Here is a 25,937-nt window from a genome sequence, read left to right as displayed (position 1 = left end):
TGAACGACGAACTTTCATGAGATCTTGGATTCCATGCGGCCGGAACAATACGTCAAGCCATCACCATCACCCAGGGTGATCGTCGCTGCAGTGATCATCACGACGGGCAGGGTGCTCGCCTGCGAACGCAGCGCACCGCCCGAGGCGGCCGGCCGATGGGAGTTCCCCGGCGGCAAGGTGGAGCCCGGCGAGACCGAGCAGCAGGCGCTCGCCCGGGAATGCGCCGAGGAACTGGGCGTACGGGTCGACGTCGGCGACCGGGTGGGCCCGGACGTGCCACTGGCCCACGGTCGTGCCGTGCTCCGGGTCTACGCCGTCACCCTGCTCGGTGGGGACGTCCCGAAGGCGCTGGAGCACCGCTCCATGCGCTGGCTGACCGTGGACCAGTTGAACAGCGTGCCGTGGCTGCCCGCCGACGAGCCGATCGTCGCCGAGCTGCCACCGCTGTTGCGCTAGGAGTACTGCTTGCGCAGCTCCCGCTTCAGGACCTTCATGCTCGGGCCGAGTGGCAGCGACTCCGTGAACCGGACCTGACGCGGGTACTTGTGCTTGCCCAGGTGCTCGCGGGACCAGTCGATCAGCTCCTGCTCGGTCAGGCCCTTGTCCTGGAGCACCACGACCGCGCAGATCTCCTCGCCGAGAGTCTCATCCGCCACCCCGATCACCGCGACCTGCTGGATCGCCGGATGCCGGGCCAGGACCTCCTCCACCTCGCGCGGGTAGACGTTGAACCCGCCGCGGATGATCAGGTCCTTGGTGCGGTCGACGATGCTGACGAAGCCCTGCTCGTCCTTGACTCCCAGGTCACCCGTCCGGAACCAGCCGTCCACCAGCGCCTCGGCGGTCGCCTCCGGCCGGTTCAGGTAACCGGCGAAGACGTTGTGCCCACGGATCACGATCTCGCCCAGTTCGCCGTCGGGCAGGAACTCGACCCGCTCCGGCACCTCGGGACGGGCGATCTCCACCTCGACGCCCCAGATCGGGTGCCCGACCGTACCCGGCTTGGCGCCGAACGCGGGCTGGTTGGTGGTGGCCGTCGGGGACGTCTCGCTCAGCCCGTACCCCTCCCAGATCGTCGAGCCGAAGGCTCCGGCGAACCTCTCCAGAACCGCGACCGGTAGTGACGCGCCACCGGAGACGCAGAGCTTGAGCTTCGGCAGGCGTTCCGCCTTCGCCGCCGCCTCCAGCAGCCCGATGTACATCGTCGGCACGCCGTGGAAGATCGTGACGTTCTCCTTGAGCATCAGCTCGATCGCCGCCTCGCCGGTGAACCGGGGCAGCAGCACCAGCGTCCCGCCCAACCGGAAGGTCGCGTTCATCCCGACCGTCTGGCCGAACGTGTGGAACAGCGGCAGGCAGCCCAGCACCACGTCGTCACCGGTCAGCGGGTGCACGTCGAAGACGTTCACGGCCGCGTTCATCACCAGGTTGAGGTGGGTGAGCAGAGCGCCCTTCGGCTTCCCGGTGGTGCCGCTGGTGTAGAGGATCACCGCGATGTCCTCGGCCTCACGGGTCACGTACGTCCGCAGCGGCTCCAGGCCGGCCGAGATCTCCTCCAGCCGGGGCGGGTACTGCGGCAGGTCGGCCGGCAGCGGGCCGACGTTGACCAGGGCCGTGCCGCTCGCGGCCGCGGCCGGAGCGCCGGCGGCCAGGAAGGCCGAGTGAGTGACCAGCAGCTTCGCGCCGCTGTCGGAGAGGACGTAACCGACCTCCTCCGTGTTGAGCAGCAGCGAGATCGGCACGATCCGGGCGCCGACCGCCAGCGCGCCGAAGTACACGCGGGGGAAGTCGGCCACGTTGGGAATCATCACGGCCACCGTGTCGCCGGGGCCGATGCCAAGTTCGCGCAGGCCGGCCGCGTACGACCGGGTCTGTTCCCAGAGCTCGCGATAGGTGATGCGGGCGCCGCCGGCGTCCACGATCGCCACCTTTTCCGGGTACCGGCGTGCGGCCTCGGCGAGGACGGTGGCGAGGGAGAGCGTCGTCATGCTGAGCCTCCTTCTTCGTAAGCTCGGGAGTGATGCAGGTCGCAGCTGTGCTTAAACTAGCGGCGTAAGTTTTTACACGTCCAGTGTTGATTTCGTCTTTCTCAGGAGATCTCGTATGGCCCGGCCGCGGCAGGCGCTGCTCACCAGGGAGCGCATCGTCGAGGCGGCATCCATGCTGATCGACGCCGAAGGCCTGGAGGCGTGCTCGATGCGGCGCCTCGCCACCGAGCTGGGTGTGCAGGGGCCGTCGCTCTACAACCACTTCGCCACCAAGGCGGAGATCGTCGACGCGGTCGCCGAGTCGGTGGTGGCACAGGTCGACATCTCCGTCTTCCGCGCCAACGACTGGCGTGAAGGGCTGCGGCTCTGGGCCAAGTCGTACCACGCGGTCCTCGCCGCCCACCCGAACATCGTTCCGGTGCTGGCCACCGGCCCCGGCCGCCGCCCCGCCGGGCTGGCCATGGCCGAGGCCGTCTACGGCGCACTGCTGGAAGCCGGTTGGTCACGGGCCCGGGCCACCCACATCGGCGCGCTGATGCGTTACCTGATCACCGGTTCCGCGCTCGGCTCGTTCGCGCTCGGCTTCGAGGCCGACCCGGAACTCTACGACCGCTATCCACACCTGCACCGCGCCCACGAACTCGCCGCCCATCGGGCGGCGGTCGACGAGGGCGCCTTCGAACTCGGGCTGGATCTGCTGATCAACAGCCTCTCCGACCGCTACGACCAGGGGGTACGCCGATGACGTCGGTCTTCCGTGATGAGCACTGGATCGGCGGCGCGTTCGTGCCGCCCGAGTCCGCTGAGCGCATCGGAGTCGAGAACCCGTACACCGAGGAGGTGTTCGGGCACGTGCCGGCCGGCACGGCCGAGGACGTGAACCTCGCCGTCTCCGCCGCCCGCGCCGCCTTCGACGGCTGGGCCGCCACGCCACCCGCCGAGCGCGGCGCCGCCCTCGGCCGCCTGCACCGCGCCCTCGCCGCCCGGGCGGACGAGATCGCCCGGATCGTCGGCCTCGAACTGGGCACCCCACTCAAGATCGCCAAGGCGGTCCAGGCCGGTCTTCCCCTCACCGTTCTCGCGGGGTACGCCGAACTGGCCGCCCAGCCCCCGGCGGAGGAGACGATCGGCAACTCGCTGGTCGTGCACGAGCCGGCCGGTGTGGTCGGCGCGATCACGCCGTGGAACTACCCGCTGCATCAGGTCGTCGCCAAGGTCGGCGCGGCCCTGGCGGCCGGCTGCACGGTGGTCCTCAAGCCCAGCGAGCTGACCCCGCTGACGGCGTACCTCCTGGCCGACGCGTTCGCCGAGGCGCAGTTGCCACCCGGGGTGTTCAACATGGTCACCGGCACCGGCCCGGCTGTCGGCGCCGCCATCGCCGGCCACCCGGACGTCGACGTGGTGTCCTTCACCGGCTCCACGGTGACCGGCCGGGCGATCAGCCGTGCCGCCGCCGACCGGATCGCCAAGGTGTCACTCGAACTGGGCGGCAAGTCCGCCAACGTCATCCTGGAGGACGCCGACCTGATCAAGGCCGTCAAGGTCGGCGTCGGCAACGCCTTCCTCAACTCCGGGCAGACCTGCACCGCCTGGACCAGGATGCTGGTCCACCGCAGCCACTACGACGAGGCCGTCGAACTGGCCGCCAAGACCGCCGCCGCCTACACCGTCGGCGACCCGTTCGACCCGGCCACCCGGCTCGGCCCGCTCGCCTCGGCCGCGCAGAGGGAGCGGGTGCGCGGCTTCATCGAGCGGGCCACCGCCCGTCTCGTCGCCGGCGGCCTCGACGCCCCGGTGCCGTCCACCGGCCACTTCGTCGCACCGACGATCTTCGCCGACGTCGACCCGGACAGTGAGATCGCCCAGGAGGAGATCTTCGGCCCGGTGCTGTCGATCATTCCGTTCGGCTCCGACGACGAGGCCGTGGCGATCGCCAACAACTCGAAATACGGCCTGGCCGGCGCGGTCTGGGGCAGCGACGAGCGGGCGCTGGCCGTGGCCCGGCGGCTGCGCACCGGCGCGGTCGACGTCAACGGCGGCTCGTTCAACCCGTTCGCCCCGTTCGGCGGCTACAAGCAGTCCGGTGTCGGCCGTGAGCTCGGCGCCTACGGGCTGGCCGAGTTCCAGCAGGTGAAGGCGATCCAGCGATGACCCACTACATGACCGGGCTGGTCGTCCGCGACGCCGGCGCCCCGGCCGAGCTCGTCCAGCTCAGGCTCCCGGAGGTCGGGCCCGGCCAGGTGCGGGTGAAGGTCCGCGCGGCCGGTGTCTGCCACTCCGACCTGTCCATGATCAACGGCACGTTGCGCCCGCGGCACCCCCTCGTCCTCGGCCACGAGGCGTCCGGTGAGGTCGTCGAGACCGGCGACCACGTCACCCGGGTCACAGTCGGCGACCACGTGGTCCTCAACTGGCAGCCGGCCTGCCGGAGCTGCTGGTTCTGCGAGCACGAGCAGCCCTGGCTGTGCAGCACGTCCTCCGGCGTCGCGGCCCTCGAGAACGGGACGACCCTCGACGGGGAACCGGTCCACGTCACCCTCGGCCTCGGCGCGTTCGCGGAACAGGTCGTCGCTCCGGAGAACGCCGTCATCGCCGTACCGCGGGAGCTCGATTTCGATGTCGCCGCGCTGCTCGGCTGCTCGGTGCTGACCGGCAGCGGCGCGATCCGCAACACCGCCGGAGTCCGGCCCGGTGAGTCGGTGCTGGTCATCGGCCTCGGCGGGGTGGGCCTCTCGGCGGTCGCCGCGGCCCGTGCCGCCGGCGCCGGCAAGGTCATCGCGGTCGACGTCACCGAGGCTAAGAAAGGCCTGGCCGAAGCGGCCGGCGCCACCGACTTCGTGGTGTCGTCGGACAACCTCTCCAAGGACATCCGCGGCCTGACCGGCCGGCTCGGCGCCGACCACGCCATCGAATGCGTCGGCCGCGCCGCGACCATCCGCGCCGCCTGGCGCGCCACCCGCCGCGGCGGCCAGGTCACCGTCGTCGGCATGGGCGCCGCCGACGACATGGTGCAGCTGGGCGCGCTCGACATCTTCTCGTCGGCGCGCACCCTCAAAGCCTCGGTGTACGGCCAGGCCGACACCGACCTGGAGGTTCCGGCCCTGGCCCGCGACGTCCTCGACGGCAAGCTCGACATCGGTCACCTGATCACCGACCGGATCACCCTGGCCGAGGTGCCGGCCGCCTTCGACCGCATGGCCCGCGGCGAGGGCGCCCGCTCCGTAGCCATCCTCTGAACCTGTCCTTCGATGAGCGGGCGGCATGCGGCTGCTGATATCGTGATATCAGCAGCTGCATGCCGGAGGTTGCCATGCCGAACATCCTCATTCGTGATCTGAGTCAGGAAGCCGTCGACCGCATCGACGCCGCGGCCGCTGCACTCGGACTGTCCCGCAACGAATACCTGCGCCGGAAGTTCGAGAGAGACATCACGCCGGTCGGGCGCTCAGTGACCCCCGACGACTGGCAGCGCTCCGCGGACGTCTTCGCGGATCTGGACGACCCCGACGTCATGGGGTCCGCGTGGCGGTGACCAGTTGGCTGATCGACAAGTCGGCCTACGTGCGCTTGCAGCGCGACCAAGCGGCGAACCGTGACGAGTGGAGTGCTCGCATCAGCCGTGGCCTCGTCCGGCTGTCGACGATCACCCGACTGGAACTCGGTTACTCGGCGCGTTCCGGTGAGGCCGGACGGCAACAGTTCATCCTGCCGCCCTTGTCGTTCATGCCCGTCGAGTACCTGACGCCCGCCATCGAGGACCGAGCCCTCGAGGTGCAGATGATCCTCGCCGACCGTGGTCAGCACCGCGCTCCGTCCATTCCCGATCTGCTGATCGCGGCGACCGCCGAGAAATCAGGACTGACCGTGCTGGCGGTCGACAAGGATTTCGAGCTCATCGCGGCTGTCACCGGGCAGCCGGTGGAATCCCTGGCCAGCTGACGCATGCGTCCGGAGCCGGGTCACGTGCTGCACTTCTCCGAAGACCCCGCCATCACGCGGTTCGTGCCGCACGTCGCGGCGACCGCACGGCAGACCGACGCCTATGTGTGGGCCGTCGGCCACGACCGGGCGCCCGACTACTGGTTTCCGCGGCAGTGCCCGCGCGCCATGGCCTGGGTGCGTCCCGGCGTCACCACCGAGGCCGACCGGGAGCGGATTATCGCCGGCCGGCTGCGGCGACCGGGTCCACGCGATCGAGTACGCCTGGTGGGACGCGATGCGCACCACCAGGCTCTACGCGTACCGGCTCCCGGCGGGGAGGTTCCGCCCGATCGGCGAGCCGCAGCCGCACGCCCACGTGTCGACCGGGCCGGTCGAGCCGCTCGGCCCGCCGGAACCGGTCGGCGACCTGATCGAGTGCCACGCCGCGGCCGGCATCCAGTTGCGGCTGCTCGACAACCTCTGGCCGTTCTGGGACCAGGTGATCACCAGCACGGTCGGCTTCAGCGGGATCAGACTCCGGAACGCGCGCCCACGGCCGGAGCCAGCATCGCCGTGATCAACCGGCTCAACGCGATGCGGGCGCTCTCCACCGAAAGGCCCATGGCGTCGCGCCACAACGCCCAGGTGGGCCAGAAGCTGGCGGCGGTCAGGGCGTTGAGCAGGTCATCGTCACTGCCGATCTCGCTGGGGAAGGTGGAGGTCAGCTCGTCGCGTACCCGGGAGATATGCATCCCGCGGTAGTGCTGCAACCCGGGCGAGAAAGGTTCCTTGAGCGCGCCGGCCCGCGCGGCGGGCGCGAGCTCCTCCATCAAGCGGGCGCGCTGGTGGCAGAACGCCTCGATCCGTTCGGCCAGCGGCAGGTCAGCCGGGATCGGGCGGTACGAGGCGTCCCGCCGGGCCAGCACGCGTTCGCCGCTGGCCGTCATCAGCGCCTCCATGTCGGCGAAGTGGCTCCACAGGGCGCGTAGCGACACCCCGGCCAGCTTGGCGACCCGATCGGCGGTGGGACGCATGTCCCCTTCGCCGATCAACTGGAGGTGTGCGTCGATGATCGCCGCGCGGGTCCTCTCGGACCGCGCGGTGCGACCATCGACGCGGGTGGGTGGGTTGGTCACGAACTGCTCCGGTAACGCTTGAGCTCTCGGTGGGCCAGCGAGCGCTTGTGCACCTCGTCCGGCCCGTCGGCGAGTCGCAGCATACGGGCGCTGGCGAACAGCCCGGCGAGCGGGAAGTCCTGGCCGAGTCCGGCCGCGCCGTGCGTCTGGATCGCCTTGTCGACGATCCACTCGACGGCCGACGGCACCACGATCTTGATGGCCTGGATCTCGGTGTGCGCGCCCTTGTTGCCGACCGTGTCCATCAGCCAGGCGGCCTTGAGCACCAGCAGGCGGGCCTGCTCGATGCGGACCCGGGACTCGGCGATCCAGTCCTGGACAACGCCCTGCTCGGCGAGCGGCTTGCCGAACGGGGTGCGGACCAGCGCCCGCGTGCACATCAGCTCCAGGGCCCGCTCGGCCATGCCGATCAGCCGCATGCAGTGGTGGATCCGGCCCGGCCCGAGGCGGGCCTGGGAGATGGCGAAGCCGCCGCCCTCGACACCGATCAGGTTGGTGGCCGGCACCCGCACGTTGTCGAAGGTGATCTCGGCGTGGCCGCCGTGGTCGCCGTCGGTGTAGCCGAGCACCGTCATGCCGCGCTCGACCGTGACGCCGGGAGTGTCCCGCGGCACCAGGATCTGGCTCTGCTGCACGTGACGGGCAGCGTCCGGGTCGGTCTTGCCCATCACGATGAAGATCTTGCAGTTCGGGTTCATCGCGCCACTGATGTAGAACTTGCGGCCGTTGATGACGTAGTCGTCGCCGTCGCGTTCGATCCGGGTGCCGATGTTGGTGGCGTCCGAGGAAGCCACCTGCGGTTCGGTCATCGCGAACGCGGAGCGGATCTCACCGGCCAGCAGCGGCTTGAGCCACCTCTCCTGCTGCTCCGGGGTGCCGAACTCGGCCAGGACCTCCATGTTGCCGGTGTCCGGGGCGGCGCAGTTCAGCGCGGCCGGCGCGATCGCCGGGCTCCGGCCGGTGATCTCGGCGAGCGGGGCGTACTGAAGGTTGGTCAGTCCGGCGCCGTGCTCACCGGGCAGGAAGAGGTTCCAGAGGCCGGCGTCCTTCGCGGCGGCCTTCAGGGCTTCCAGGCCGGCGGGCGGTTCCCAGCCGTCGGTGTGGAACGTGGCCTCGGCCGGGTAGACGTGCTCGTCCATGAAGGCGAGCAGACGCTTGCGGTAGTCCTCGGTCCTCGCGTCGTATTCGAAGTCCATCAGTGTCCTTCCAGCGCTCGATGGCCCTGCTCGACCAGGGCCGGAACCATCGCACCCACGGTGTCGAAGCCGGGGCCGACCGTCTGACCCTTGGTGTAGCGGTAGTGCACGCCCTCGAGGATGACGGCGAGCTTGAACGCGGCGAAGGCCACGTACCAGTGCAGATCGCCGACGTCGCGGTTGCCGCGCTCGGCGTATCGGGCGGCCATCTCGTCGAGCGACGGGTGGCCGGCGATGTCGATCGGGGCGACCGGGTGGCCGTCGCGCTCCAGCAGCGGGCGGCCCGCGTAGACCAGCATCAGGGCTAGGTCGCTGAGCGGGTCGCCGAGCGTCGACATCTCCCAGTCGAGCACGGCGTTCACCTCCAGAGAGGAGCTGACCAGCACGTTGTCCAGCCGGAAGTCGCCGTGCACCACGGCGCCCGGGCCGCCGGCCGGGATGTCGGTGGCGAGGCGCGCGTGCAGTTCCTCGATGCCGGGGAGATCCCGGCTGCGAGACGCGTCGAGCTGCTGCTTCCAGCGGCGCACCTGGCGCGCGTTGAAGCCCTCCGGACGGCCGAAATCGCCCAGCCCGATCGCCGCGGGATCCAGCGAGTGCAGGTCGGCGAGGGTGTCCACCAGGGTGAGGTTCAGCTCCCGGAAGGATCTCGCGTCAAGCCCGCCGGCGTCCCGGTGGATCGTGCCGTCGACGTGTTCCATCAGGTAGAAAGGCGCCCCGATCACCTCGGTGTCGGTGCAGAGGCGCACCGGCGCCGGCGCCGGGAACCCGGCCTTGGACAGGGCGTCAAGGACACGGTGCTCCCGCACCATGTCGTGGGCGGTGGGCAGCACGTGACCCAGCGGCGGGCGGCGCAGCACCCAGCGGTTGACGCCGTCGGTGACCGCGTACGTCAGGTTCGACTTGCCGCCGGCGAACATCGTCGCGGACAGCGGCGGACTGTCCAGATAGGCCTGGAGTCTCTCCAGGTCGAGACCCTTCATCGGGCCCGCCTCGACAGGCTCCGCCGGCCCTCGTCCGCGAGGTCGCCGTCCGGTTCAGGGGTGCGGTCGATCATGCCGGTGAGGCCTTCTGCTCGAAGCCGCGCTGGAGTTTGTTCATGCCCCCCAGCCAACGATCCGGATCACTCGCACGCAAGCGGTAATAACCCTCGACCTCCGGATGCGGAAGGATCAGGAAACCGGTGCCGTCCAGCGACTCGGCGACCAGGTCGGCCACCGCCGACGGCGCCAGCGCGCCCTCGGCGAGCAGCGCGGCGCTGCCGCGGTCGCCGCCCCGGGTCAGCATGTCCGTGCGGACACCCTGCGGGCAGAGCGCCTGCACGATCAGACCCCGATGGGCATACGTGGCCCGCAGCCACTCCGCGTAGGCCAGAGCCGCGTGCTTCGTCACCGAGTAGGTGGCGCTCCCCAGCAGGGTCAGCAGGCCGGCCGCGCTCACCGTGACCAGCAGTCGTTTCGGTTCGCCGCTGTCCAGCCAGCGTGGCAGCAACGCCCGGCTCACGTAGACGTGCGACATCACGTTGACCTCGAAGTCACGCTGCCACTGCGCGTCCGGTGTCGTCTCGTCCCCGCCCGACAGCACTCCGGCGTTCGAGCAGAACAGGTCGATCCCGCCCAACTCGGTGAAGGCCGTGTCGACCAGGTTCTGAACGTCGTCCTCGCGGGCGGCGTCGCCGGGCACGGCGATCCCACCGATCTCGTCCGCCACCGAGCGGGCCGCGTCGCCGTTGAGGTCGTTGACCACGACCCGGGCGCCGTCGGCGGCGAACCGGCGGGCCAGCGCCGCCCCGATCCCGCCACCGGCGCCGGTGACCACGACCCGCTTCACTGAACCGGCCTTCACTGCACGGCCCCGGTGAGGGTGATGCCACCGTCGATCACGATGGTCTGCCCGGTGATCCAGGACGCCTCCGGTGAGCAGAGGAACGCCACGGTGCCGGCCACGTCGTCGGTGTTGCCGAGCCGCTGGAGCGGGTACGTGGCCGCCACCTCCGCCTCGCGCCCCTCATAGAGGGCGGTGGCGAACCGGGTCTTCACGACCGCGGGCGCGACCGCGTTGACCCGGACCTTCGGGGCCAACTCGACCGCCAGCTCCTCGGTGAGGTGGATCAGAGCCGCCTTGGTGGTGCCGTAGAAGGCGATGCCCGGCGCCGGGCGGACTCCGGAGACCGAGGAGATGTTGACGATCGAACCGCCGGTCTCGCCCAGGCCGCCACGCAGCGCCTCCTGGACCCAGCCGAGCGTGCCGATCAGGTTGACCTCGGCCATCTTGCGGGCGGCGTTCAGGTCGAGGGTGGCCAGCGGCCCGTACGCCGGGTTGATCCCGATGTTGTTGATCAGCGTGGTGATCGGCCCGAACCGTTCCCGCACCGCGTCCACGACGGCGGCCCGGTGCGCCGGGTCGTCACCTTTGCCGGCCACGCCGATCGCTACCTCGGGACCGCCGAGTTCCTTCACGGCGGCCTCGAGAGCGTCGGCGTCGCGGCCGGTGACGGCGACTCTCGCCCCCTGGGCGACGAAGCGTTGCGCGATGGCGAACCCGATTCCCCGGCTTGCTCCGGTCACTACCGCTACCTGGTCGGCCATCGCACAACCTCCTGATGAGTCGTCTTTTTGCATGCTTCGTGCAGATACTACGCGGCCGGCACGCCGTTCTGCGGCGGAGTCGCGGCCTGTCCCTGGTACGCGGTGACCGGGGCGTCCTTGTCGTCGGTGGTGTACGGCGTACCGACCCAGGCCGCCTTGCCCCCGACGACCTTGGTGAGCTGGGCGCCGCCGTACCCCGAGTGATCCGTCGCGGAGAAGCGCAGCGGAACCAGACCGGGGCCCTGGAAGCCGTTCTTCTTGACCGCCTCGGTCAGCTTGTCGCGGGTCAGGTCCTTGCCGGCCGCCTGGAGCGCCTGCACGAACAGATATCCGACCGACATGCCGTAGACGGTGTTGTTGTCGAACTCGGCATTGCCGTTGTGCTCCGCGTTGACCTTCTTGAAGAGCTGGATCCACGGGTTCGCCTCGTCGGTGGTCAGCGGCAGGTAGTTGGTCGCCACCAGGCCTTCCATCAGCGGAGCGCCGGCGCCCAGTGCCTTGCCGACGGTCGTCGGGTCGGCGCCCACGTTACTGACCACGAACTGGGGCTTGAAGGCGATTTTCGCAGCGGTCCCGATCGACAGGGCAGTGAAACCGGGCACAGTCGCGAGCAGGACGACCTCGCAGCCGGCCGCCTTGAGCGCGCCCATCTGCGGTCCCACGTTCGGGTTGCTGGTCACGTAGCTCTCCTTGGCCGCGACCGAGCCGAGGATCTTCTCGATGCCGGCCAGGCTGTCCCGGCCGAAGTCGTCGTCCTGCCCGAGGAAACAGGCCTTCTTTCCGGCCAGGTTCTCCTTGACGTACGTACCGAGGATCTTGCCCTCGACCGTGTAGTCCGGGTTGAAGCCGAACGTGCCCGGGTATTTGTCGGCCTGGTTCCAGCTGCGGCTGCCGCTGGCCACGAAGAGGTCCGGCACCCGGTTGGTCTTGAGGAAGTCGAGCACGCCGGTGTGCGTGGGGGTGCCGAGGCCGTTGAGGACCGCGAAGACCTTGTCCTGCAGCACCAGCTCGCGCACCACGGTCTGGGTGTTCGCCGGGTTGTAACCGTCGTCCTTGATCTTGTATTCGATCTTGCGGCCGTGCACGCCGCCGTTCTTGTTGACGTAGTCGAAGTACGCCTTGGTGGCCGGCGCGATCTTCGAATAGCCGGCCGCGGCCGGACCGGTCAACGGCATGTGGGTGCCGACGATGACCGAGGAGTCGGTCACGCCGGGGACGTTGGCGCTGCCGGTGCCGCCGCCTCCGCCGTCGTTCGTGCAGCCGGCCGTGGCCAGCAGCACGACGGCGAGAACCGTCGTCGCGGTGCGTTTCATCGGTTCCTCCTGATTAGACGTGTGATGCGAGAGGGAATGGACGCGAGGCCGCCCGGGGCGGCGAGCATGACGACGACGAGTACCACACCGAAGACGATCAGCGCGAGGTTTCCCTCCAGCCGCTGCGACCCGGTCTGCTCACCGACGGACTGCGAGAGGGTGGGGAGCACCACCAGCAGGACGGCGCCCCAGAGCGCTCCGAAGAGGCTGCCCAGTCCGCCGATGACGATCGCCATGATCAGGAAGAGGGAGAGCGTCAGCGGGAACGCGCCCGGCGACACGCTCTGCGCGAGCACGGCGAACAGGGCACCGGCGACCCCGGCACAGACGGCGCTCACCACGAACGCCAGCACCTGGGTACGCGCGATGTTGATCCCGGCCAGCCGGGCGGCGGTCTCGTCGTCACGGACGGCCCGCAGGTCACGCCCGAACCGGCCGCGCACCAGCAGCGCCAGCAGCAGCACCACGACCAGCGCGGCGCTCCAGCACAACCAGGCCTGCCACTGCTCCATCGGGAACGCTTCCGGCGGTGGGTCCAGCACCACCGACAGGCCCTGGTCGCTGTTGAACGTCTCGTCGAACGTGCTGGTCACCGAAGGGACCACGATCGCGACGGCGAGGGTGAGACCGGCCAGATAGGGGCCGCGCAACCGGGCCGCCGCCAAGCCGATCACCGCACCGGCCGCGGTCGTCACCAGGATCGCGACGGCGAAGCTGAACGGCAGGTTCATGAACTTGTTCTGCGTCAGCGCGAGCGTGTACGCGCCGGTCGCCATCAGCGCGCCGTGCCCCAGCGACAGTTGCCCGTTGAGTCCGGTCAGGACGGTCAGCCCGGCCGTCACGCAGAAGTAGGCGCCGACCGTGGCCAGTTGATAGTTCCGGAACGGCGGCAGGACGTAGGTCAGCGCGACCACCACGACCGCGCCGATCGCGATCACCAGCACGGGATGTGGGCGCCGGCGCCGCTTCGGCACGATCAGACCCGTGTCGGGTACGGGAGCCGCGCTCGCTTTCGGTTTCACGTCGGTCACGCTGTGCCTCCCCCGGCATGCGCTCCCGGCCCTCGCCTGCACGGTCCGTCATCCGGTGCGGCCTGCTGCCGCTCGGTGCGGTCGGTCATGCCACCCTCGCTTTCGAACTGGAGAACAAGCCCCCCGGCTTACCGAGCAGGACCACGACGAGCAGGGCCAGTACGGCCATCGGGGTGACCGTGACGTCGATGTATCCGCTGACGTACGACAGCAGCAGGCCGACGACCAGCCCGCCGACGACCGCACCGATCGGGCTGTCCAGCCCGCCCACCACGGCGGCCGCGAACGCCGAGACGAAGACCACGTCCATCGCCGTCGGGTGCAGTCCCAACTCGGTGGGGACGACGAGCATGCCGGCGAGTGAGCCCGCCGCCGCCGCGAGCGCCCAGCCGAGCGTCAACATGCCGCCCACCGAGACGCCGAGGAGCCGCGACACGTCCGGGGCGAAAGCCGCCGCCCGCATCCGCAGGCCGACCGCCGTACGCGTGAAGAGCAGCGTCAGAGCGACGACCACCGTGCCCACCGCGCCGATGACGAACAGGTCGTAGCGCGACAGCATCGCCACCCCGCCCACCTCGAAGGCGTCCCGGCTGAACGGGGTCTCCACCGGCAGGTACTCGTTGCCGTAGAGGATGCCGAGCGTGCCCTGCAGGATCAGGACCAGGCCGAGGGCCACGACCACCCCGTTGAGCGGCGACGAATGGTCCACGAACCGCATCACCACCCGCTCGACGGTGACGCCCAGCACCATCCCGGCCAGCAGCGCCACCACGAACCCGAGCCAGTACGACCCGGTCGCGTTCGTGACCGAGTAGGCGACGTAGACCGCGGCCACCGCCATCGCGCCCTGCGCGAAGTTGACGATCCGGGCGGCCCGCCAGATCAGCACCAGGGCCAGCGCGAAAGCGGCGTAGACCAGCCCGCGGCTCAGCCCGTCGAAGGTCAGATAGATGAACTGACTCATGCCGCCGCCTCCGCTTCGCTCCGGTGCCGCAGTTCGCTCCGGCGTCGCCATTCGCTCCATGAGTGACGGACTGAGCCGACCGATTCGCTCGCAAGCTCGCTCATTCAGAACCCCAGGTAGGCGTGACGGAGATCGGCGTCGTCGCGGAGCACCGAGGCCTTGTCGCGGACCACGACCCGGCCCAGCGCCAGCACCACACCCTCGTCGGCGATGGAGAGGGCGCTGCGGACGTTCTGCTCGACGAGCAGCACCGCGAGACCGGTGCGGGCCCGCAGGTCACGCAGCAGCGCCATGATCTGCCCGGTGACCTTCGGAGCCAGCCCCAGCGACGGTTCGTCGAGCAGCAGCAGCCTCGGCCGCCCGACCAGGGCGCGGCCCAGCGCCAGCATCTGGCGCTCCCCGCCGGAGAGTTGATGACCGGCGGACGCCCGGCGCTGCGCCAGCGGAGGGAACAACTCGTAGACCTCGTCGAGCGCCTTCTTCGTGTCCGCGCGGTCGCGCCGCCACAGGCCGCCGAGCCGCAGGTTCTCGTCCACGGTCAGTTCGGTGACCACGCCCCGGCCCTCCGGGACGTGCGCGATCCCGCGCCGGACCAGGTGTTCCACCTTGGTGCCGGCCAGGTCGGATCCGTCGAAAACGACCCGGCCTCCGGCGGAGCGGACCAACCCGGAGAGGGTGCGCAACAGCGTCGTCTTGCCGGCGCCGTTCGCCCCCAGGACGGCGACGATCTCTCCCGGCCGGACGGCGAGGTCCACATCGTGCAGAACGGGCGCCGCGCCGTACCCGGCGGTCAGGCCCTCGACCTGCAGCAGCGCGCCGCTCACCGGAAGAGTCCCGGTGATAACGGGATGCGAATGATCATCGGCGCTCCTCCTTGGGGCCGTTCTCGGGTATGCCGAAGGAAGCCGGGAGATAACCGGCTTTTCGGATATGCGACGTCAGGGGTGGGCCGGCCCCTGGCTGTGTGAGGTGTGATGCCAGAGCCCGGTCGGACCTCTGGCTGTCTGGGGAGTCAAGTCAGAGGCCGGTCCGGCCTCGGGCCGTGTGAGATGCGAAGTCAGTGGCCGGTCAGGCCTCTGGCCGTGAGGTGCGGGGTGGTCAGGCCGCCGTGCCGAGATAAGCCTCGGTGACCTTGGGGTTCTCACTGATCTCGGCTGGGCTGCCGAGGGCGATCGGCTTGCCGAAATCGAGCACCAGGATCTCGTCGCAGACCGACATCACCAGGTCCATATGGTGTTCGACCAGTAGAACCGTGGTGCCGGTCTCCTTGATGAGCGTGCCGAGCCAGCCGATCTCATCGGCGTCCAGGCCGCCGGCCGGCTCGTCGAGCATCAGGATCTGTGGCTTGGCGACCAGCGCGCGGGCCAGTTCGATGCGTTTTCGGATCGCGTAGGGCAGGGCGCCGGGATGGGCCGCCGCATAGCGTGCGACGCCACAGCGCTCCAGGGCGGCCATCGCCTCCGCTTCGGCGCGCCGGCGACGGGCGCCGACCATCACGTTCTCCAGGACGGTCATGCCGGCGAACTGGCCGACGCCCTGCAGGGTCCGGGCTATGCCGAGCCGGTTGAGATGGTGCGGGCGTGGCCGCCAGGGCTGCCCGTCCAGGGTGAGTGACCCGGAGGTGGGCTGCACGAACCCGCAGATGATGTTGAAGAGGGTGGTCTTGCCCGCGCCGTTCGGCCCGATGACGCCGACGATCCGTCCCGGCGCCACGCGCAGAGAGACGTTGTCGAGTGCGGTCAGGCCGCCGAAGCGAACGGTGATGTCGTGGAGCGCGAGCTCTTTGAGCGGGGATTCTGTTGACATGGCCGCCTCGGGAGGACCGGTGGAAGTCCTGGATGGAGATGGAGCCTCAACTATTTACACTTGGAGTGTAACTTTCTCGGCCGACTCGTCAACCACTTGCAATGTCCCCGTTACTCGACTGCTCTGATCAGGCCACATCGATCGGGCGGAACTGGACACTGACCCGTGGCCCGACCGGCTTCGCGGTCTTCGGCACGGCGTGCTCCCAGGTGCGCTGGCAGGAGCCACCCATCACGATCAGGTCGCCGTGCCCCAGCGGAAACCGCAGCGTGCCGTGCCCGCCGGCCCGTGGTCGCAGCAGCAGATTGCGCGGCGAGCCGAAGGAGACGATCGCGACCATGGTGTCGTGCGTGGCCGACCGGCCGTGGGTGTCGCCGTGCCAGGCCACGCTGTCGCGCCCGTCGCGATAGAGGCACATGCCCGCGGTCACGAACTGCTCGCCCAGCTCCCCGGCGTAGTGCCGGTTGAGTTCGGCCTTCGCCGCGTCCAGCGCGGGATGCGGCAGCTGCTCCCGCGGGCCGAACCACCGCAGGAGGCGTGGGACGTCAACGACGTCGTCATACATCCGCCGCCGCTCGGCCCGCCAGTCGATGTCGAGCAGGGTCTCGAAGACCGCGTCGGACCCGTGCAGCCAGCCGGGCAGCACGTCGACCCAGGCGCCGGCGGTCAGTGGGTGCCGGGTGAGGCGGCCGGTCAACGACGCGACCGCCTCGGCCGGCCCGGACATCAGATCGAGCATCGAAGGCTGGTAGGCGCTGGTCATCCCGCCATGTTAGTACTGACGTTCGATCCCGGCAGGCTCCGGCGCCGAGCCTGTGGACAACGGATTCGCGGTTTCCGCTTCTGTGGACGACGGGCCGGTGGGCGCCGCTTCCGTGGAAGCCTTGGGGCGCAGCACCGAAGCGGCCAGGATCGCGGCCGCGATTCCGCCCACCACTCCGACCAGTGAGGTGACCGCGATGGCGTCGACGAAAGCGGCTCGCGCCGCATCGGCCAGTCCCGTGTTCCCCGAAGCGGCGGCGACCCCGAGCGCGTCGCCGAGGGAGTCGCGCGCCGGCCCGGTGACGTCCGCTGGCATGGCCGCGCGGTAGGCCGTGGTCAGCACACTGCCCAGCACCGCCACGCTCAGCGCCGTCCCTATCTGCTGCACCGTGTCGTTGACCGCCGACCCGACGCCCGCCCGCTCCGGCGGCAGGGCGCCGAGCAGGGTTCCCACCGCGGCCGGTGACGCCACACCACTGCCCATGCCGATCACGACCAGCGCGGTCGCCAGCTTCAGATAGCCGTCGGTCGGGTCGAGCGACGCGAGCACCGCGAAGCCGCCGGCCACCAGGAGCAGACCCGCCGTCAGCGCCACCCGGGCGCCGAACCTCTTGTCCACCACCACGCCGATGCCGTTGAACGCCATCGTCGTCACGAGCATCGGGATGAACGCCGCGCCGGCCTTGATCGGCTCGTAGCCGAGGACGAACTGGAGGTACTGCGTGATAGCCAGCATCACACCGCCGGCCGAGAAGGCGAGCAGCACCAGCGACAGGCTGGCGCCCCGGAAGTTGCGGTCCTTGAAGAGCGTCATCGGCAGCATCGGCTCGTCGACCCGGCGCTCCCAGAACCCGAACCCGACCAGCGCGACGAGGGCGATGACGAAGCCGCCGGCGGTGCGCGGCGACTCCCAGCCGTGCTCGGGAGCCGAGATCACGCCCCAGACCAGGGCCGTCATGCCGATCGTGGAGAGCAGTGCGCCGACCGGATCGGGCCGGGAGGCCGGCCCCCGGGACTCCGGAATGATCGCCAGCGCGGCCACGATGCCGATCACCGCGATCGGGATGTTGATCAGGAAGACCGAACCCCACCAGAAGTGCTCCAGCAGCAGCCCGCCCAGCGTCGGGCCGCCGAGGGCGCCGAGCATGAGCACCGAGCCCCAGATCGCGATGGCCTTCTTGCGCTCCGCATCGTCGAAGACCGTGGTCAGGATGGCGAGCGTGCCCGGCATCAGGAAGGCCGCGCCGAGACCCATCAGGCCACGGACCGCGATCAGCTGGCCGGAGGTCTGGCAGATGGTGGCCAGCGCCGACGCCCCGCCGAAGACGACCAGGCCGACCACCAGCCCGAGGCGGCGCCCATGCCGGTCGGAGAGGCTGCCGGCGGTGAGCAGCAGGCCGGCGAAGACCAGGATGTAGGCGTCGATGATCCACTGGATGTCCGCGGTGCTCGCGCCCAGGTCGCGGATCAGCGCTGGGATCGCGATGTTGAGCACCATGTTGTCGACGACGACCACGAGCAGGCTCACGCACAGCACGCCCAGGATCAGCCAGCGACGCGGGTGACGGTCGGGCATCGATCTTCCTCTCTCGTACAGTGTTCGTGATTGCTCGAACACCGTACCAGTGGAGTCGAACACTGTGCGATCCCCTTTAAGATGACGTCATGCCCGACTTCACAGACTCGGTGTGGACCCGTCCGGCCCGCCCCCGAACCGGTCAGCCGACCCTCAGCCGGGAGCAGATCGTCCGCGCGGCGATCGAGTTGCTCGACACCGAGGGCACGGCCGGGCTGAGCATGCGCCGCCTCGGCGCCCGGCTCGGCTCCGGCGCCACCTCGCTCTACTGGCACGTCGCCACCAAGGACGACCTGCTCGAACTCGCCGTCGACGAGGTGATGGGCGAGGTCTACGTGCCCGAGGCCGGTGACACCCCCTGGCGTGTCGGCGTATCGGTGACGGCCGGCGGGATGCGAACCATGCTGCTACGCCACCCGTGGGTGATCGGCCTGCTCGGCGTCCGTCCCACCATCGGCCCCAACGTGATGCGGATGACCAACCGGACCGTCGCCCTCCTCTCCGCCGCCGGCTTCCACGGGCCCAGGCTGGCGCACGTCCACTCCCTGATCACCGCGCACGTGATCGGCTCAGCGACCACGGAGGCAGCGGTCGCCGCCGCGGTCCGGCGCTCCGGGCTGCCCGCGGCTCAGCTCCAGCAGAAACTGGAGCCGCTCATGGACGAACTCGGCGAGAAGCACACGGACTACGCCCGCTGGCGCCAGGAGGACGGGGTCGCCGACATGGACCCCGAACAGGTCTTCACGCAGAGCTACATGTTCGGCATGGAGCGGATCCTCGACGGCCTCGAACTCTGGCTCACCAGCAACCCCGCCCCCACCGACTGAAGCCTGCCGCACCGCACCGCACCGCACCGCACCGCACCGCGCCACGCCACCTGAAGCGTCTGGCGTCGCGGAGAGTGCGCGCTTCGCTCACGCCACTCGCACTGCAGCGCCTGGCGTCGCGCAACTCCGCGCCTGCTTGCGCCGCAATCCCAGCGGTTTCTGGCGTCGCGCAGACGCTCCGCACCTCGCTCGCCAGCCAGGGTGGCAAGTAAGTGTGGTGCTGCGCTGCCTACCCCGACTTCACACGGTGGGGCTTGGGTCGGTGGTGAGGCGGGCGTGAGTGTGCATGTCGTGCCAGCCGTCGGCGTGCAGCGCCTCACTGCGCTTGGTGCCCTCCAGCAGGAAGCCGCATCGCAGCGCCACCCGGCACGACGCGGCATTCGCGGTCGAGTGGTTCAACTCCAGCCGGTGCAGGCCCAGCGTCCCGAACGCCCACCGGCTCATCACCTCCAGCGCCCGCGGTGCGACACGCTTGCCCCGGGTCTCCGGCAGCACCCAGTAGGAGATCTTGGCCAGGCCCTCTTCGAGCTGCAGCCCGCGCAAGCCGACCTGTCCGGCGAACTTTCCATCGACGACCACCGCCCAACTGGCCCCGGTCTCTTCCTGCCACTTCCGGGGCCAACCCGCGATCCATCGCAGAGCCTCGTCACCGCTCAAGCTCCAACAGTGCCACCGTTGAATCGCCGGATCGGCATAAGCGGCCACGACGGCCGCCGCATCCGACTCCTCCCACGCGCGCAAGATCACCCCGTTGCGGGCGATGGTGGGCTGACTCAGAGCGGCGAGCGAACCCGCGGGCAGCGCGGGCGTGGTCAACAGAGGCATTCCGCGACGATAGGCCGCGCTTCACGAAACGCGCCGCCCGGCTGGCAGGCCCCAGAACCGATCATCCGGTACGCCGCGGGCCGCCCCGCCGAACCACGCGTCCCGGGCTACCGCGCGACGCCCGACCCACTGTGGACCGCAGCGCGACTCTCGGGCGTATCCGCTGCCCCCCGGCTCGCCCCTCCCGCCCGCACACCAGAAACCGCCCCCAGCCAAGCCCGGCTGACCCTCACTGTCGCATCAGCACCTTCGATAAACGCGGTAGGCGCTAGCCGCCTCGCCCGGCTAGCCCCAACGGCGGTATCAGCGCCTCCGATACAGCAGCGCGCTAGCCGCCTGTTCCGGCTAGCGCCGACGGCGGTATCAGCACCTCCGATACAGCAGCGCCAGCCACCCCGCCCCGCTAGCCCTGACTGCTGTATCGGCACCTCCGACACAGCAGTGAGGGCTAGCCGGCACAGGGCGGCTAGCCCTCACTGGTGGATCAGCGCCCCTGATGCGGTAGCCGGTGAGTGGGCAGCAGCCCGTGGTGGCGCCGCGGCCGTGAGGCCGGCGGACGTCGCATGGCGCGCCACGGGAGAAGTGGTTCGGCGGGGCGGCCCACGGCGTACAAACTATTGGTTTTTGTCTCTTTCGGGGTGGGTGTAGGTGATGTATTCGGGCGGGAGCGGGAAGCTGATGTCCTCGCCGAAGGGGGAGAGGCCGCCCTGCTGGGGTGCGAGCAACTCGGCGACGTCCATGCGGCCGTCGGGGCCGATCGGAGCGCTCTCCGGGAGGCGGACGCTGGAATGCGGCACGCCGGAGGCGCCGAGCGTCGTGCCGCCGGAGGTGCCGGCGACGCCGACCGTGGTGCTGGGGGCCATGTTCTCGGCGGACTCCAGCTGGTCGCGGCGAAAGATCTTGCGGCCGAGCCAGACCAGGGGGTCGTAGCGGCGGTCGACGACGCGTTCCTTCATCGGGATGATCGCGTTGTCAGTGATCTTGATGTGTTCGGGGCAGACCTCGGTGCAGCATTTGGTGATGTTGCAGTACCCGAGGCCTTGGCTGGCCTGCGCGAACTCCTTGCGGTCGGTGCGGTCGTCGAGCGGGTGCATGTCGAGCTCGGCGGCGCGGATGAAGTTGCGTGGGCCGGAGAAGGCCGGCTTGTTCTCGTCGTGGTCGCGGATGACGTGGCAGGTGTTCTGGCAGAGGAAGCACTCGATGCACTTTCGGAACTCCTGGCTGCGCTCGACGTCGACCTGCTGCATCCGGTACTCGCCGGGCGCGAGGCCGGGCGGCGGAGCGAACGCCGGGGTCTCCCGCGCCTTCTCGTAGTTGAAGGAGACGTCGGTGACCAGGTCACGGATCACCGGGAAGGTGCGGATCGGAGTGATCGTGATCGTCTCGTCCTCGGTGAACGTCGACATCCGCGTCATGCAGCCGAGGCGCGGCTTGCCGTTGATCTCCATCGAGCAGGAGCCGCACTTGCCGGCCTTGCAGTTCCAGCGGCAGGCCAGGTCGGGGGTCTGCGTGGCCTGCAACCGGTGGATGATGTCGAGGACCACCTCGCCCTCGTTCACCTCGACGTCGAAGTCACGCAGGTCGCCGCCGGACGCATCGCCGCGCCAGACCCGGAAGTGGCGTTTCACTCGGCCTCCAACTCGGACAGTTCCTCATCGGTCATGTACTTCGTCAGCTCGCTGCGCTCGAACAGGGAGAGCAGCTCGTCACGCATCCGGGGCACCGGCTTGCGGTCCAGGTGGACCTCGCCGGCCTCGTCGACCGAGCAGACCAGGTTGACGCGGCGCCACTGCGGGCTCATCTTCGGGAAGTCCTCCCGGGTGTGGCCGCCGCGCGACTCCTCCCGCTCCAGGGCGGCTTTGGCGGTGCACTCCGAGACGACCAGCATGTTGCGCAGGTCGAGGGCCAGATGCCAGCCCGGGTTGTAGCGGCGGCCGCCGTCGGAGCTCACGTTCGCCACCCGCACCCGCAGTTCCTGAAGGCGCTTGAGGGCGTCGGTCAACTCGCCTTCCCGGCGGATGATGCCGACCAGGTCACCCATCACCACCTGAAGATCCTGCTGGAGGGTGTACGGGTTCTCGCCCCCCGTCCGCACCAGCGGCGCCAGCGCGACCTCGACCGCGGCGGCGACGTCCACCTTGGCCGGCTTGGGCCGGGCCGGCAGGGTGTCCACATAGGCCGACGCGTGCTCGCCCGCCCGTTTGCCGAACACCAGCAGGTCGGAGAGGGAGTTGCCGCCGAGCCGGTTGGACCCGTGCATGCCGCCGGACACCTCGCCCGCGGCGAACAGCCCCTGCACCCTGCCGAAGGCCGCGCCGGTGTCCGGTTCGACCTCGACCCCGCCCATCACGTAGTGGCAGGTCGGCCCGACCTCCATCGGCTCCTTGGTGATGTCGACGTCGGCCAGTTCCTTGAACTGGTGATGCATCGACGGCAGCCGCCGGATGATCTGCTCGGCCGGCATGCGGCTGGCGATGTCCAGGAAGACGCCACCCGCCGGGCTGCCACGCCCGGCCTTGACCTCGCTGTTGATGGCCCGGGCCACCTCGTCACGGGGCAGCAGCTCGGGCGGACGGCGGTTGTTGTCGGGGTCGGTGTACCAGCGGTCGGCTTCCTCCTCGGTCTCCGCGTACTGCTTGCGGAAGACGTCGGGGACGTAGTCGAACATGAACCGCTTGCCCTCGGAGTTGCGCAGCACCCCGCCGTCACCGCGGACCGACTCGGTGACCAGGATGCCCTTCACGCTGGGCGGCCAGACCATGCCGGTCGGGTGGAACTGCAGGAACTCCATGTTGATCAGGGTCGCCCCGGCACGCAGCGCCAGAGCGTGGCCGTCACCGGTGTACTCCCAGGAGTTCGAGGTGACCTTGTAGCTGCGGCCGACGCCGCCGGTCGCCAGCACCACGGCCGGCGCCTCGAAGAGCACGAACTCGCCGGACTCGCGGTAGTAGCCGAACGCCCCGGCCACCCGGTCGCCGTCGAGCAGCAGCTCGGTGACCGTGGTCTCCTGGAAGACCCGGATCCGCGACTCGTAGTTGCCGGTCTCGGCGTAGTCCTCCTGCTGGAGCGACACGATCTTCTGCTGCAGGGTGCGGATCAGCTCCAGGCCGGTGCGGTCGCCGACGTGGGCGAGTCGCGGGTACTCGTGGCCACCGAAGTTCCGCTGCGAGATCTTGCCGTCCTTGGTCCGATCGAAGAGGGCGCCATACGTCTCCAGCTCCCAGATCCGCTCCGGCGCCTCCTTGGCGTGCAGCTCCGCCATCCGGAAGTTGTTCAGGAACTTCCCGCCGCGCATGGTGTCACGGAAGTGGACCATCCAGTTGTCACGGGAGTTCGCGTTGCCCATCGCGGCGGCGGCGCCGCCCTCGGCCATCACCGTGTGGGCCTTGCCGAACAGCGACTTCGAGATGATCGCCGTCCGTTTGCCCGCCAGCCGGGCCTCGATCGCCGCGCGCAGGCCGGCGCCGCCGGCGCCGATCACGACGACGTCGTACAGGTGTCGTTCGATCGCGGTGCTCATCGCAGGCCCCTCAGTTGATGAAGCGCAGGTCGTCGAACCAGTTGGCGTCGAGACCCATGATGTAGAAGTCGGTCAGCGCCAGGGTGCCGAGCGTGATCCAGGCCAGCTGCATGTGCCGGGTGTTGAGCTTCGAGACGAACGTCCAGAAGCGGTAGCGGACCGGGTGTTTCGAGAAGTGCTTCATCCGCCCACCGGCGATGTGGCGGCAGGAATGACAGGACAGCGTGTACGCCCACAGCATGATCACGTTGATCCAGAGGATCAGGTTGCCCAGCCCCAGCCCGGTCGTCTGCGCGTGCACGGCGTCCCAGGTGTTGATCACCGAGATGATGACCGCGGCGTAGAACGCGTAGCGATGGGCGTTCTGGAAGATCAGCGGGAAGCGGGTCTCACCGGTGTACGTCTTGTGGCCGTCGGGCACCGCGCAGGCGGGCGGCGACAGCCAGAACGCCCGGTAGTACGCCTTCCGGTAGTAGTAGCAGGTCAGGCGGAAGAGCAGCAGGAACGGAAGGGTGAACGCCGCTTCCGGGATGAGGAAGAACGCGGGGAGCGGGGTGCCGAACTCCGCCGCCGGGCCGCACACGTCGGTGATGCACGGCGAGTAGAACGGCGTCAGGTAGAGGTACTCCTCCACGAAGAACCATTTGTGCATGAACACCCGGACGGTCGCGTAGGTGACCCACGCGCTCAGCCCGATGAATGTCACCAGAGGCGCGAGCCACCAGCGGTCGGTGCGCAGCGTCCGGGCGGTGATCGCCGCACGGGCTTTGCCGCCGCCCGGCCTCGATGCCGTCGTCGTCATTCCACTCCCCTGAACAGTGCCGCGCTTCCTTTTCAGTGCGGCGCAGGGCCGCGGGCGACGTGGTCAGGACACAGTGGTGCCCCACTCCGCCATCGCGTCGCGACAGTGATGTGGGGCACACGTTACGCCGAAGGTCTGACACTTTGCGGACTGGGTCACAAAAACATCATCCCGAGTCGCAGTGATCATCGCCGATGAATTAGTGGATCATCCCGAGGCGTTGCCCGTCACGTTCCACTCCGCCAGATGCAGGGCGGGAGCGGCGTAGTGGGCGCGGTCCCACGAGTCCGGCAGCAGCACCGTCCCGGCGCCGATCCCGAGCACCCGGCCCGGGCCGAGCGCATGCGGATAGGACTGGGTGAACCGCAGATTGCTCACCGCCGAGACGACCTCGCCATCCTCCACCAGCCAGACACCGTTACGGGTCAGGCCGGTCACCACCAACGCTTTCGGGTCCAGCACACGGGTGTACCAGAGATCGGTGACGAGCAGGCCGCGGCGCATCCCGGCGACCAGCGGGCGAGCCGACTCGGCGATCGAGTCGATGTCACCCGTGCCGGGTCTGACGCCCGGCGCCGACGTCGCCTCCAGGCGCATGTGCGAGGCGTGCGGACCCCACGACCGGGAGACCGGCGAGGCGTGCCCGGTCGACTCGGCGCCCGCCTGAGCCGCCGAGGTGCGGTCATGCGTCACCGCCATGGTCACCCCGTCGCGGACCAGCACCAACGGACGGCGCGGGGTGCCCTCGTCGTCGAACGGCAGATCGGCGGCCGGCTCCTCGCGGCTGCCGAGCGGCTCGTCCACGATGGTCACCGACGGGTCGAACTGCGCCTTGCCCAGCTCGGCGAAACTCTGCTGCTGGTTGTGGGCCTTGCCGTCGAACCCGAAGATCGCCAGGTTCTCCAGCACGTCCTTGACCGCGTCCGGCTCCAGCACCACCTCGTAGTGCCCCGGCGGCAGCTCGACCGGCCGGCTCGCGGCGCGGGCCTTCGCCGCGGCTCGAGCGCCGAGCACCGCACCGTCCAGATCGGCCAGCCTCGCGGCGGCCAGCCGGGCCACGCCGTCGGCGCCGTCGGACCGCGCGATGCCGTCCATCGCGGCATCGGCCATCCGGCCCTCGACCGCCTGGCCCGCGCTGTTGGCGAACGCCGCCGACACATAGACCGTCCGGCAATATCCGGCCGTCTCCAGCCCGCCGGCGGCCCGGACGAAATCGCGGACCCGCTCGGCACGGTCGGCCGGATCGGCCCGCGCGGTCGCCTCGTCGAAGCCGAACCCCAGCCCGGACCGCTCGCCCGAACCCGGATGACCCGCCGACAGACGCGGCGGGGCCGGCGGGGCCAGGCCCGCCCACGACCGGTCGGGCGGCGACACGCGCACGGCGGCGAGAGTGCGCTCCACCAGCGTCCGCAGGTCGTCGGTGCTGGTCAGCGTCGTCGAGCCGCCGGCCGTGCGGCCGTCGGAGTGGAGCCGCAACCGGAGGCTGGTAGCCGCCGAAGCCACGTTCTGGTGGATCGCCGAGTTCGCGAACCGGGTCAGCGCCTCGGCCTCGTGCCGCACGTTCACCTCGGCCTCGCACGCATGCCCGGCCAGCTTCCGGACCAGCTCGATGACCCGGGCCGCCAATTCCAGCTCGGCGCCCGCCCGTCCGCTTTCCCCGTTCACGCCGTCACCTCCGCTTCGCT

26 protein-coding genes and 1 pseudogene are annotated in these 25,937 nt (G+C 69.8%); 9 read left to right on the top strand and 18 right to left on the bottom strand.

The features are described from left to right. Window positions 1–33: 33 nt before the first annotated feature. A complete protein-coding gene (locus QLQ12_RS13890; protein WP_282760015.1) occupies window positions 34–456 on the top strand; it encodes a (deoxy)nucleoside triphosphate pyrophosphohydrolase in 423 nt (140 codons plus the stop codon). On the opposite strand, the gene QLQ12_RS13885 is transcribed toward QLQ12_RS13890, so the two are convergent. After that, the gene (locus QLQ12_RS13885; RefSeq protein WP_282760014.1) at window positions 453–1,988 is read right to left on the bottom strand and encodes a long-chain-fatty-acid--CoA ligase; all 1,536 of its coding nucleotides are present in this window, start codon (window positions 1,986–1,988) and stop codon (window positions 453–455) included. The two genes, QLQ12_RS13890 and QLQ12_RS13885, sit on opposite strands and share 4 nt — an antisense overlap. A gap of 115 nt (window positions 1,989–2,103) precedes the next feature. On the opposite strand from QLQ12_RS13885, the gene QLQ12_RS13880 reads away from it, so the two are divergent. The 7 genes and pseudogenes from QLQ12_RS13880 (at window position 2,104) to QLQ12_RS13855 (ending at window position 6,486) form a co-directional block, all read left to right on the top strand. Next, complete coding sequence (locus tag QLQ12_RS13880; RefSeq protein ID WP_282760012.1) at window positions 2,104–2,733, top strand: TetR/AcrR family transcriptional regulator; 630 nt, start codon at window positions 2,104–2,106, stop codon at window positions 2,731–2,733. Continuing rightward, on the top strand, window positions 2,730–4,139 hold the full coding sequence (locus tag QLQ12_RS13875) for an aldehyde dehydrogenase family protein (protein ID WP_282760011.1): 1,410 nt from the start codon (window positions 2,730–2,732) through the stop codon (window positions 4,137–4,139). Before QLQ12_RS13880 ends, QLQ12_RS13875 begins: the two co-directional genes overlap by 4 nt. Next, a complete protein-coding gene (locus QLQ12_RS13870; protein ID WP_282760009.1) occupies window positions 4,136–5,224 on the top strand; it encodes an alcohol dehydrogenase catalytic domain-containing protein in 1,089 nt (362 codons plus the stop codon). Before QLQ12_RS13875 ends, QLQ12_RS13870 begins: the two co-directional genes overlap by 4 nt. 74 nt (window positions 5,225–5,298) lie before the next feature. After that, window positions 5,299–5,520: a type II toxin-antitoxin system VapB family antitoxin gene (gene vapB / locus QLQ12_RS13865; RefSeq protein ID WP_282760007.1), complete on the top strand. Its 222-nt coding sequence runs from the start codon at window positions 5,299–5,301 to the stop codon at window positions 5,518–5,520. Continuing rightward, complete coding sequence (locus QLQ12_RS13860) at window positions 5,511–5,927, top strand: PIN domain nuclease (RefSeq protein ID WP_282760006.1); 417 nt, start codon at window positions 5,511–5,513, stop codon at window positions 5,925–5,927. The genes vapB and QLQ12_RS13860 overlap by 10 nt, the downstream gene beginning before the upstream one ends. A 3-nt stretch (window positions 5,928–5,930) precedes the next feature. Beyond that, a pseudogene (locus tag QLQ12_RS46880) lies at window positions 5,931–6,092 on the top strand (DUF6886 family protein); the annotation flags it as partial. Window positions 6,093–6,204: 112 nt separating this feature from the next. After that, window positions 6,205–6,486 (top strand): DUF6886 family protein, encoded by a 282-nt coding sequence (locus QLQ12_RS13855; protein WP_282760005.1) that lies wholly within the window; start codon window positions 6,205–6,207, stop codon window positions 6,484–6,486. Here QLQ12_RS13855 and QLQ12_RS13850 read toward each other — a convergent pair. The 12 genes from QLQ12_RS13850 to QLQ12_RS13795 form a co-directional block, all read right to left on the bottom strand. Beyond that, entirely contained in the window at window positions 6,440–7,045 is a 606-nt protein-coding gene (locus QLQ12_RS13850) for a TetR/AcrR family transcriptional regulator (protein WP_282760003.1), read from the bottom strand. The two genes, QLQ12_RS13855 and QLQ12_RS13850, sit on opposite strands and share 47 nt — an antisense overlap. Further along, the gene (locus QLQ12_RS13845) at window positions 7,042–8,241 is read right to left on the bottom strand and encodes an acyl-CoA dehydrogenase family protein (protein WP_282760001.1); all 1,200 of its coding nucleotides are present in this window, start codon (window positions 8,239–8,241) and stop codon (window positions 7,042–7,044) included. The genes QLQ12_RS13850 and QLQ12_RS13845 overlap by 4 nt, the downstream gene beginning before the upstream one ends. Further along, the gene (locus QLQ12_RS13840) at window positions 8,241–9,221 is read right to left on the bottom strand and encodes a phosphotransferase family protein (RefSeq protein WP_282760000.1); all 981 of its coding nucleotides are present in this window, start codon (window positions 9,219–9,221) and stop codon (window positions 8,241–8,243) included. The genes QLQ12_RS13845 and QLQ12_RS13840 overlap by 1 nt, the downstream gene beginning before the upstream one ends. Before the next feature lie 70 nt (window positions 9,222–9,291). Further along, complete coding sequence (locus QLQ12_RS13835; protein WP_282759999.1) at window positions 9,292–10,068, bottom strand: SDR family oxidoreductase; 777 nt, start codon at window positions 10,066–10,068, stop codon at window positions 9,292–9,294. Between the two features lie 11 nt (window positions 10,069–10,079). Next, window positions 10,080–10,826 (bottom strand): SDR family oxidoreductase, encoded by a 747-nt coding sequence (locus QLQ12_RS13830; RefSeq protein ID WP_282759998.1) that lies wholly within the window; start codon window positions 10,824–10,826, stop codon window positions 10,080–10,082. A gap of 47 nt (window positions 10,827–10,873) precedes the next feature. Further along, entirely contained in the window at window positions 10,874–12,139 is a 1,266-nt protein-coding gene (locus QLQ12_RS13825) for an ABC transporter substrate-binding protein (protein ID WP_282759996.1), read from the bottom strand. Continuing rightward, window positions 12,136–13,170 (bottom strand): branched-chain amino acid ABC transporter permease, encoded by a 1,035-nt coding sequence (locus QLQ12_RS13820; protein WP_407651477.1) that lies wholly within the window; start codon window positions 13,168–13,170, stop codon window positions 12,136–12,138. The genes QLQ12_RS13825 and QLQ12_RS13820 overlap by 4 nt, the downstream gene beginning before the upstream one ends. An 85-nt stretch (window positions 13,171–13,255) precedes the next feature. Further along, window positions 13,256–14,134 carry a branched-chain amino acid ABC transporter permease gene (locus QLQ12_RS13815; protein WP_282759995.1) on the bottom strand — a complete coding sequence of 293 codons (879 nt, stop codon included), beginning with the start codon at window positions 14,132–14,134 and terminating at the stop codon, window positions 13,256–13,258. Window positions 14,135–14,238: 104 nt separating this feature from the next. Next, complete coding sequence (locus QLQ12_RS13810) at window positions 14,239–14,958, bottom strand: ABC transporter ATP-binding protein (protein ID WP_282759994.1); 720 nt, start codon at window positions 14,956–14,958, stop codon at window positions 14,239–14,241. A 274-nt stretch (window positions 14,959–15,232) separates the two neighbouring features. Beyond that, complete coding sequence (locus QLQ12_RS13805; RefSeq protein ID WP_282759992.1) at window positions 15,233–15,940, bottom strand: ABC transporter ATP-binding protein; 708 nt, start codon at window positions 15,938–15,940, stop codon at window positions 15,233–15,235. Window positions 15,941–16,067: 127 nt separating this feature from the next. Then, a complete protein-coding gene (locus tag QLQ12_RS13800) occupies window positions 16,068–16,703 on the bottom strand; it encodes an alpha-ketoglutarate-dependent dioxygenase AlkB (protein ID WP_282759990.1) in 636 nt (211 codons plus the stop codon). Between the two features lie 9 nt (window positions 16,704–16,712). After that, window positions 16,713–18,278, bottom strand: a complete 1,566-nt coding sequence (locus QLQ12_RS13795) for an MFS transporter (RefSeq protein WP_282759989.1) — start codon at window positions 18,276–18,278, stop codon at window positions 16,713–16,715. An 89-nt stretch (window positions 18,279–18,367) separates the two neighbouring features. Between QLQ12_RS13795 and QLQ12_RS13790 the strand changes: the two genes are divergently transcribed. Continuing rightward, window positions 18,368–19,105, top strand: coding sequence for a TetR/AcrR family transcriptional regulator (locus QLQ12_RS13790; RefSeq protein WP_282759988.1), 738 nt, complete (start codon window positions 18,368–18,370; stop codon window positions 19,103–19,105). A gap of 240 nt (window positions 19,106–19,345) precedes the next feature. Here QLQ12_RS13790 and QLQ12_RS13785 read toward each other — a convergent pair whose 3' ends face one another. The 5 genes from QLQ12_RS13785 to QLQ12_RS13765 form a co-directional block, all read right to left on the bottom strand. After that, entirely contained in the window at window positions 19,346–19,930 is a 585-nt protein-coding gene (locus QLQ12_RS13785; protein WP_282759987.1) for a GNAT family N-acetyltransferase, read from the bottom strand. Window positions 19,931–20,544: 614 nt separating this feature from the next. After that, window positions 20,545–21,558 carry a succinate dehydrogenase/fumarate reductase iron-sulfur subunit gene (locus QLQ12_RS13780; RefSeq protein ID WP_282759985.1) on the bottom strand — a complete coding sequence of 338 codons (1,014 nt, stop codon included), beginning with the start codon at window positions 21,556–21,558 and terminating at the stop codon, window positions 20,545–20,547. Beyond that, window positions 21,555–23,450, bottom strand: coding sequence for a fumarate reductase/succinate dehydrogenase flavoprotein subunit (locus QLQ12_RS13775; RefSeq protein WP_282759983.1), 1,896 nt, complete (start codon window positions 23,448–23,450; stop codon window positions 21,555–21,557). Before QLQ12_RS13775 ends, QLQ12_RS13780 begins: the two co-directional genes overlap by 4 nt. Window positions 23,451–23,460: 10 nt before the next feature. Beyond that, window positions 23,461–24,252, bottom strand: a complete 792-nt coding sequence (locus QLQ12_RS13770) for a hypothetical protein (protein ID WP_282759982.1) — start codon at window positions 24,250–24,252, stop codon at window positions 23,461–23,463. A 207-nt stretch (window positions 24,253–24,459) separates the two neighbouring features. Beyond that, the gene (locus tag QLQ12_RS13765; RefSeq protein WP_282759981.1) at window positions 24,460–25,917 is read right to left on the bottom strand and encodes a TldD/PmbA family protein; all 1,458 of its coding nucleotides are present in this window, start codon (window positions 25,915–25,917) and stop codon (window positions 24,460–24,462) included. Window positions 25,918–25,937 lie beyond the last annotated feature (20 nt).

This window comes from Actinoplanes sandaracinus (genome assembly GCF_030009775.1).
Classification (GTDB): Bacteria; Actinomycetota; Actinomycetes; order Mycobacteriales; family Micromonosporaceae; genus Actinoplanes; species Actinoplanes sandaracinus.
This window is presented reverse-complemented; position numbering and strand designations above follow the sequence as displayed.

Coding starts and splice junctions, on each gene's coding strand:
- vapB (WP_282760007.1), top strand. CDS start 5,299: ATGCCGAACATCCTCATTCGTGATCTGAGTCAGGAAGCCGTCGACCGC.
- QLQ12_RS13855 (WP_282760005.1), top strand. CDS start 6,205: ATGCGCACCACCAGGCTCTACGCGTACCGGCTCCCGGCGGGGAGGTTC.
- QLQ12_RS13775 (WP_282759983.1), bottom strand. CDS start 23,450: ATGAGCACCGCGATCGAACGACACCTGTACGACGTCGTCGTGATCGGC.
- QLQ12_RS13840 (WP_282760000.1), bottom strand. CDS start 9,221: ATGAAGGGTCTCGACCTGGAGAGACTCCAGGCCTATCTGGACAGTCCG.
- QLQ12_RS13825 (WP_282759996.1), bottom strand. CDS start 12,139: ATGAAACGCACCGCGACGACGGTTCTCGCCGTCGTGCTGCTGGCCACG.
- QLQ12_RS13880 (WP_282760012.1), top strand. CDS start 2,104: ATGGCCCGGCCGCGGCAGGCGCTGCTCACCAGGGAGCGCATCGTCGAG.
- QLQ12_RS13885 (WP_282760014.1), bottom strand. CDS start 1,988: ATGACGACGCTCTCCCTCGCCACCGTCCTCGCCGAGGCCGCACGCCGG.
- QLQ12_RS13785 (WP_282759987.1), bottom strand. CDS start 19,930: ATGCCTCTGTTGACCACGCCCGCGCTGCCCGCGGGTTCGCTCGCCGCT.
- QLQ12_RS13875 (WP_282760011.1), top strand. CDS start 2,730: ATGACGTCGGTCTTCCGTGATGAGCACTGGATCGGCGGCGCGTTCGTG.
- QLQ12_RS13830 (WP_282759998.1), bottom strand. CDS start 10,826: ATGGCCGACCAGGTAGCGGTAGTGACCGGAGCAAGCCGGGGAATCGGG.
- QLQ12_RS13790 (WP_282759988.1), top strand. CDS start 18,368: ATGCCCGACTTCACAGACTCGGTGTGGACCCGTCCGGCCCGCCCCCGA.
- QLQ12_RS13890 (WP_282760015.1), top strand. CDS start 34: ATGCGGCCGGAACAATACGTCAAGCCATCACCATCACCCAGGGTGATC.
- QLQ12_RS13870 (WP_282760009.1), top strand. CDS start 4,136: ATGACCCACTACATGACCGGGCTGGTCGTCCGCGACGCCGGCGCCCCG.
- QLQ12_RS13770 (WP_282759982.1), bottom strand. CDS start 24,252: ATGACGACGACGGCATCGAGGCCGGGCGGCGGCAAAGCCCGTGCGGCG.
- QLQ12_RS13800 (WP_282759990.1), bottom strand. CDS start 16,703: ATGACCAGCGCCTACCAGCCTTCGATGCTCGATCTGATGTCCGGGCCG.
- QLQ12_RS13795 (WP_282759989.1), bottom strand. CDS start 18,278: ATGCCCGACCGTCACCCGCGTCGCTGGCTGATCCTGGGCGTGCTGTGC.
- QLQ12_RS13805 (WP_282759992.1), bottom strand. CDS start 15,940: ATGTCAACAGAATCCCCGCTCAAAGAGCTCGCGCTCCACGACATCACC.
- QLQ12_RS13815 (WP_282759995.1), bottom strand. CDS start 14,134: ATGAGTCAGTTCATCTATCTGACCTTCGACGGGCTGAGCCGCGGGCTG.
- QLQ12_RS13845 (WP_282760001.1), bottom strand. CDS start 8,241: ATGGACTTCGAATACGACGCGAGGACCGAGGACTACCGCAAGCGTCTG.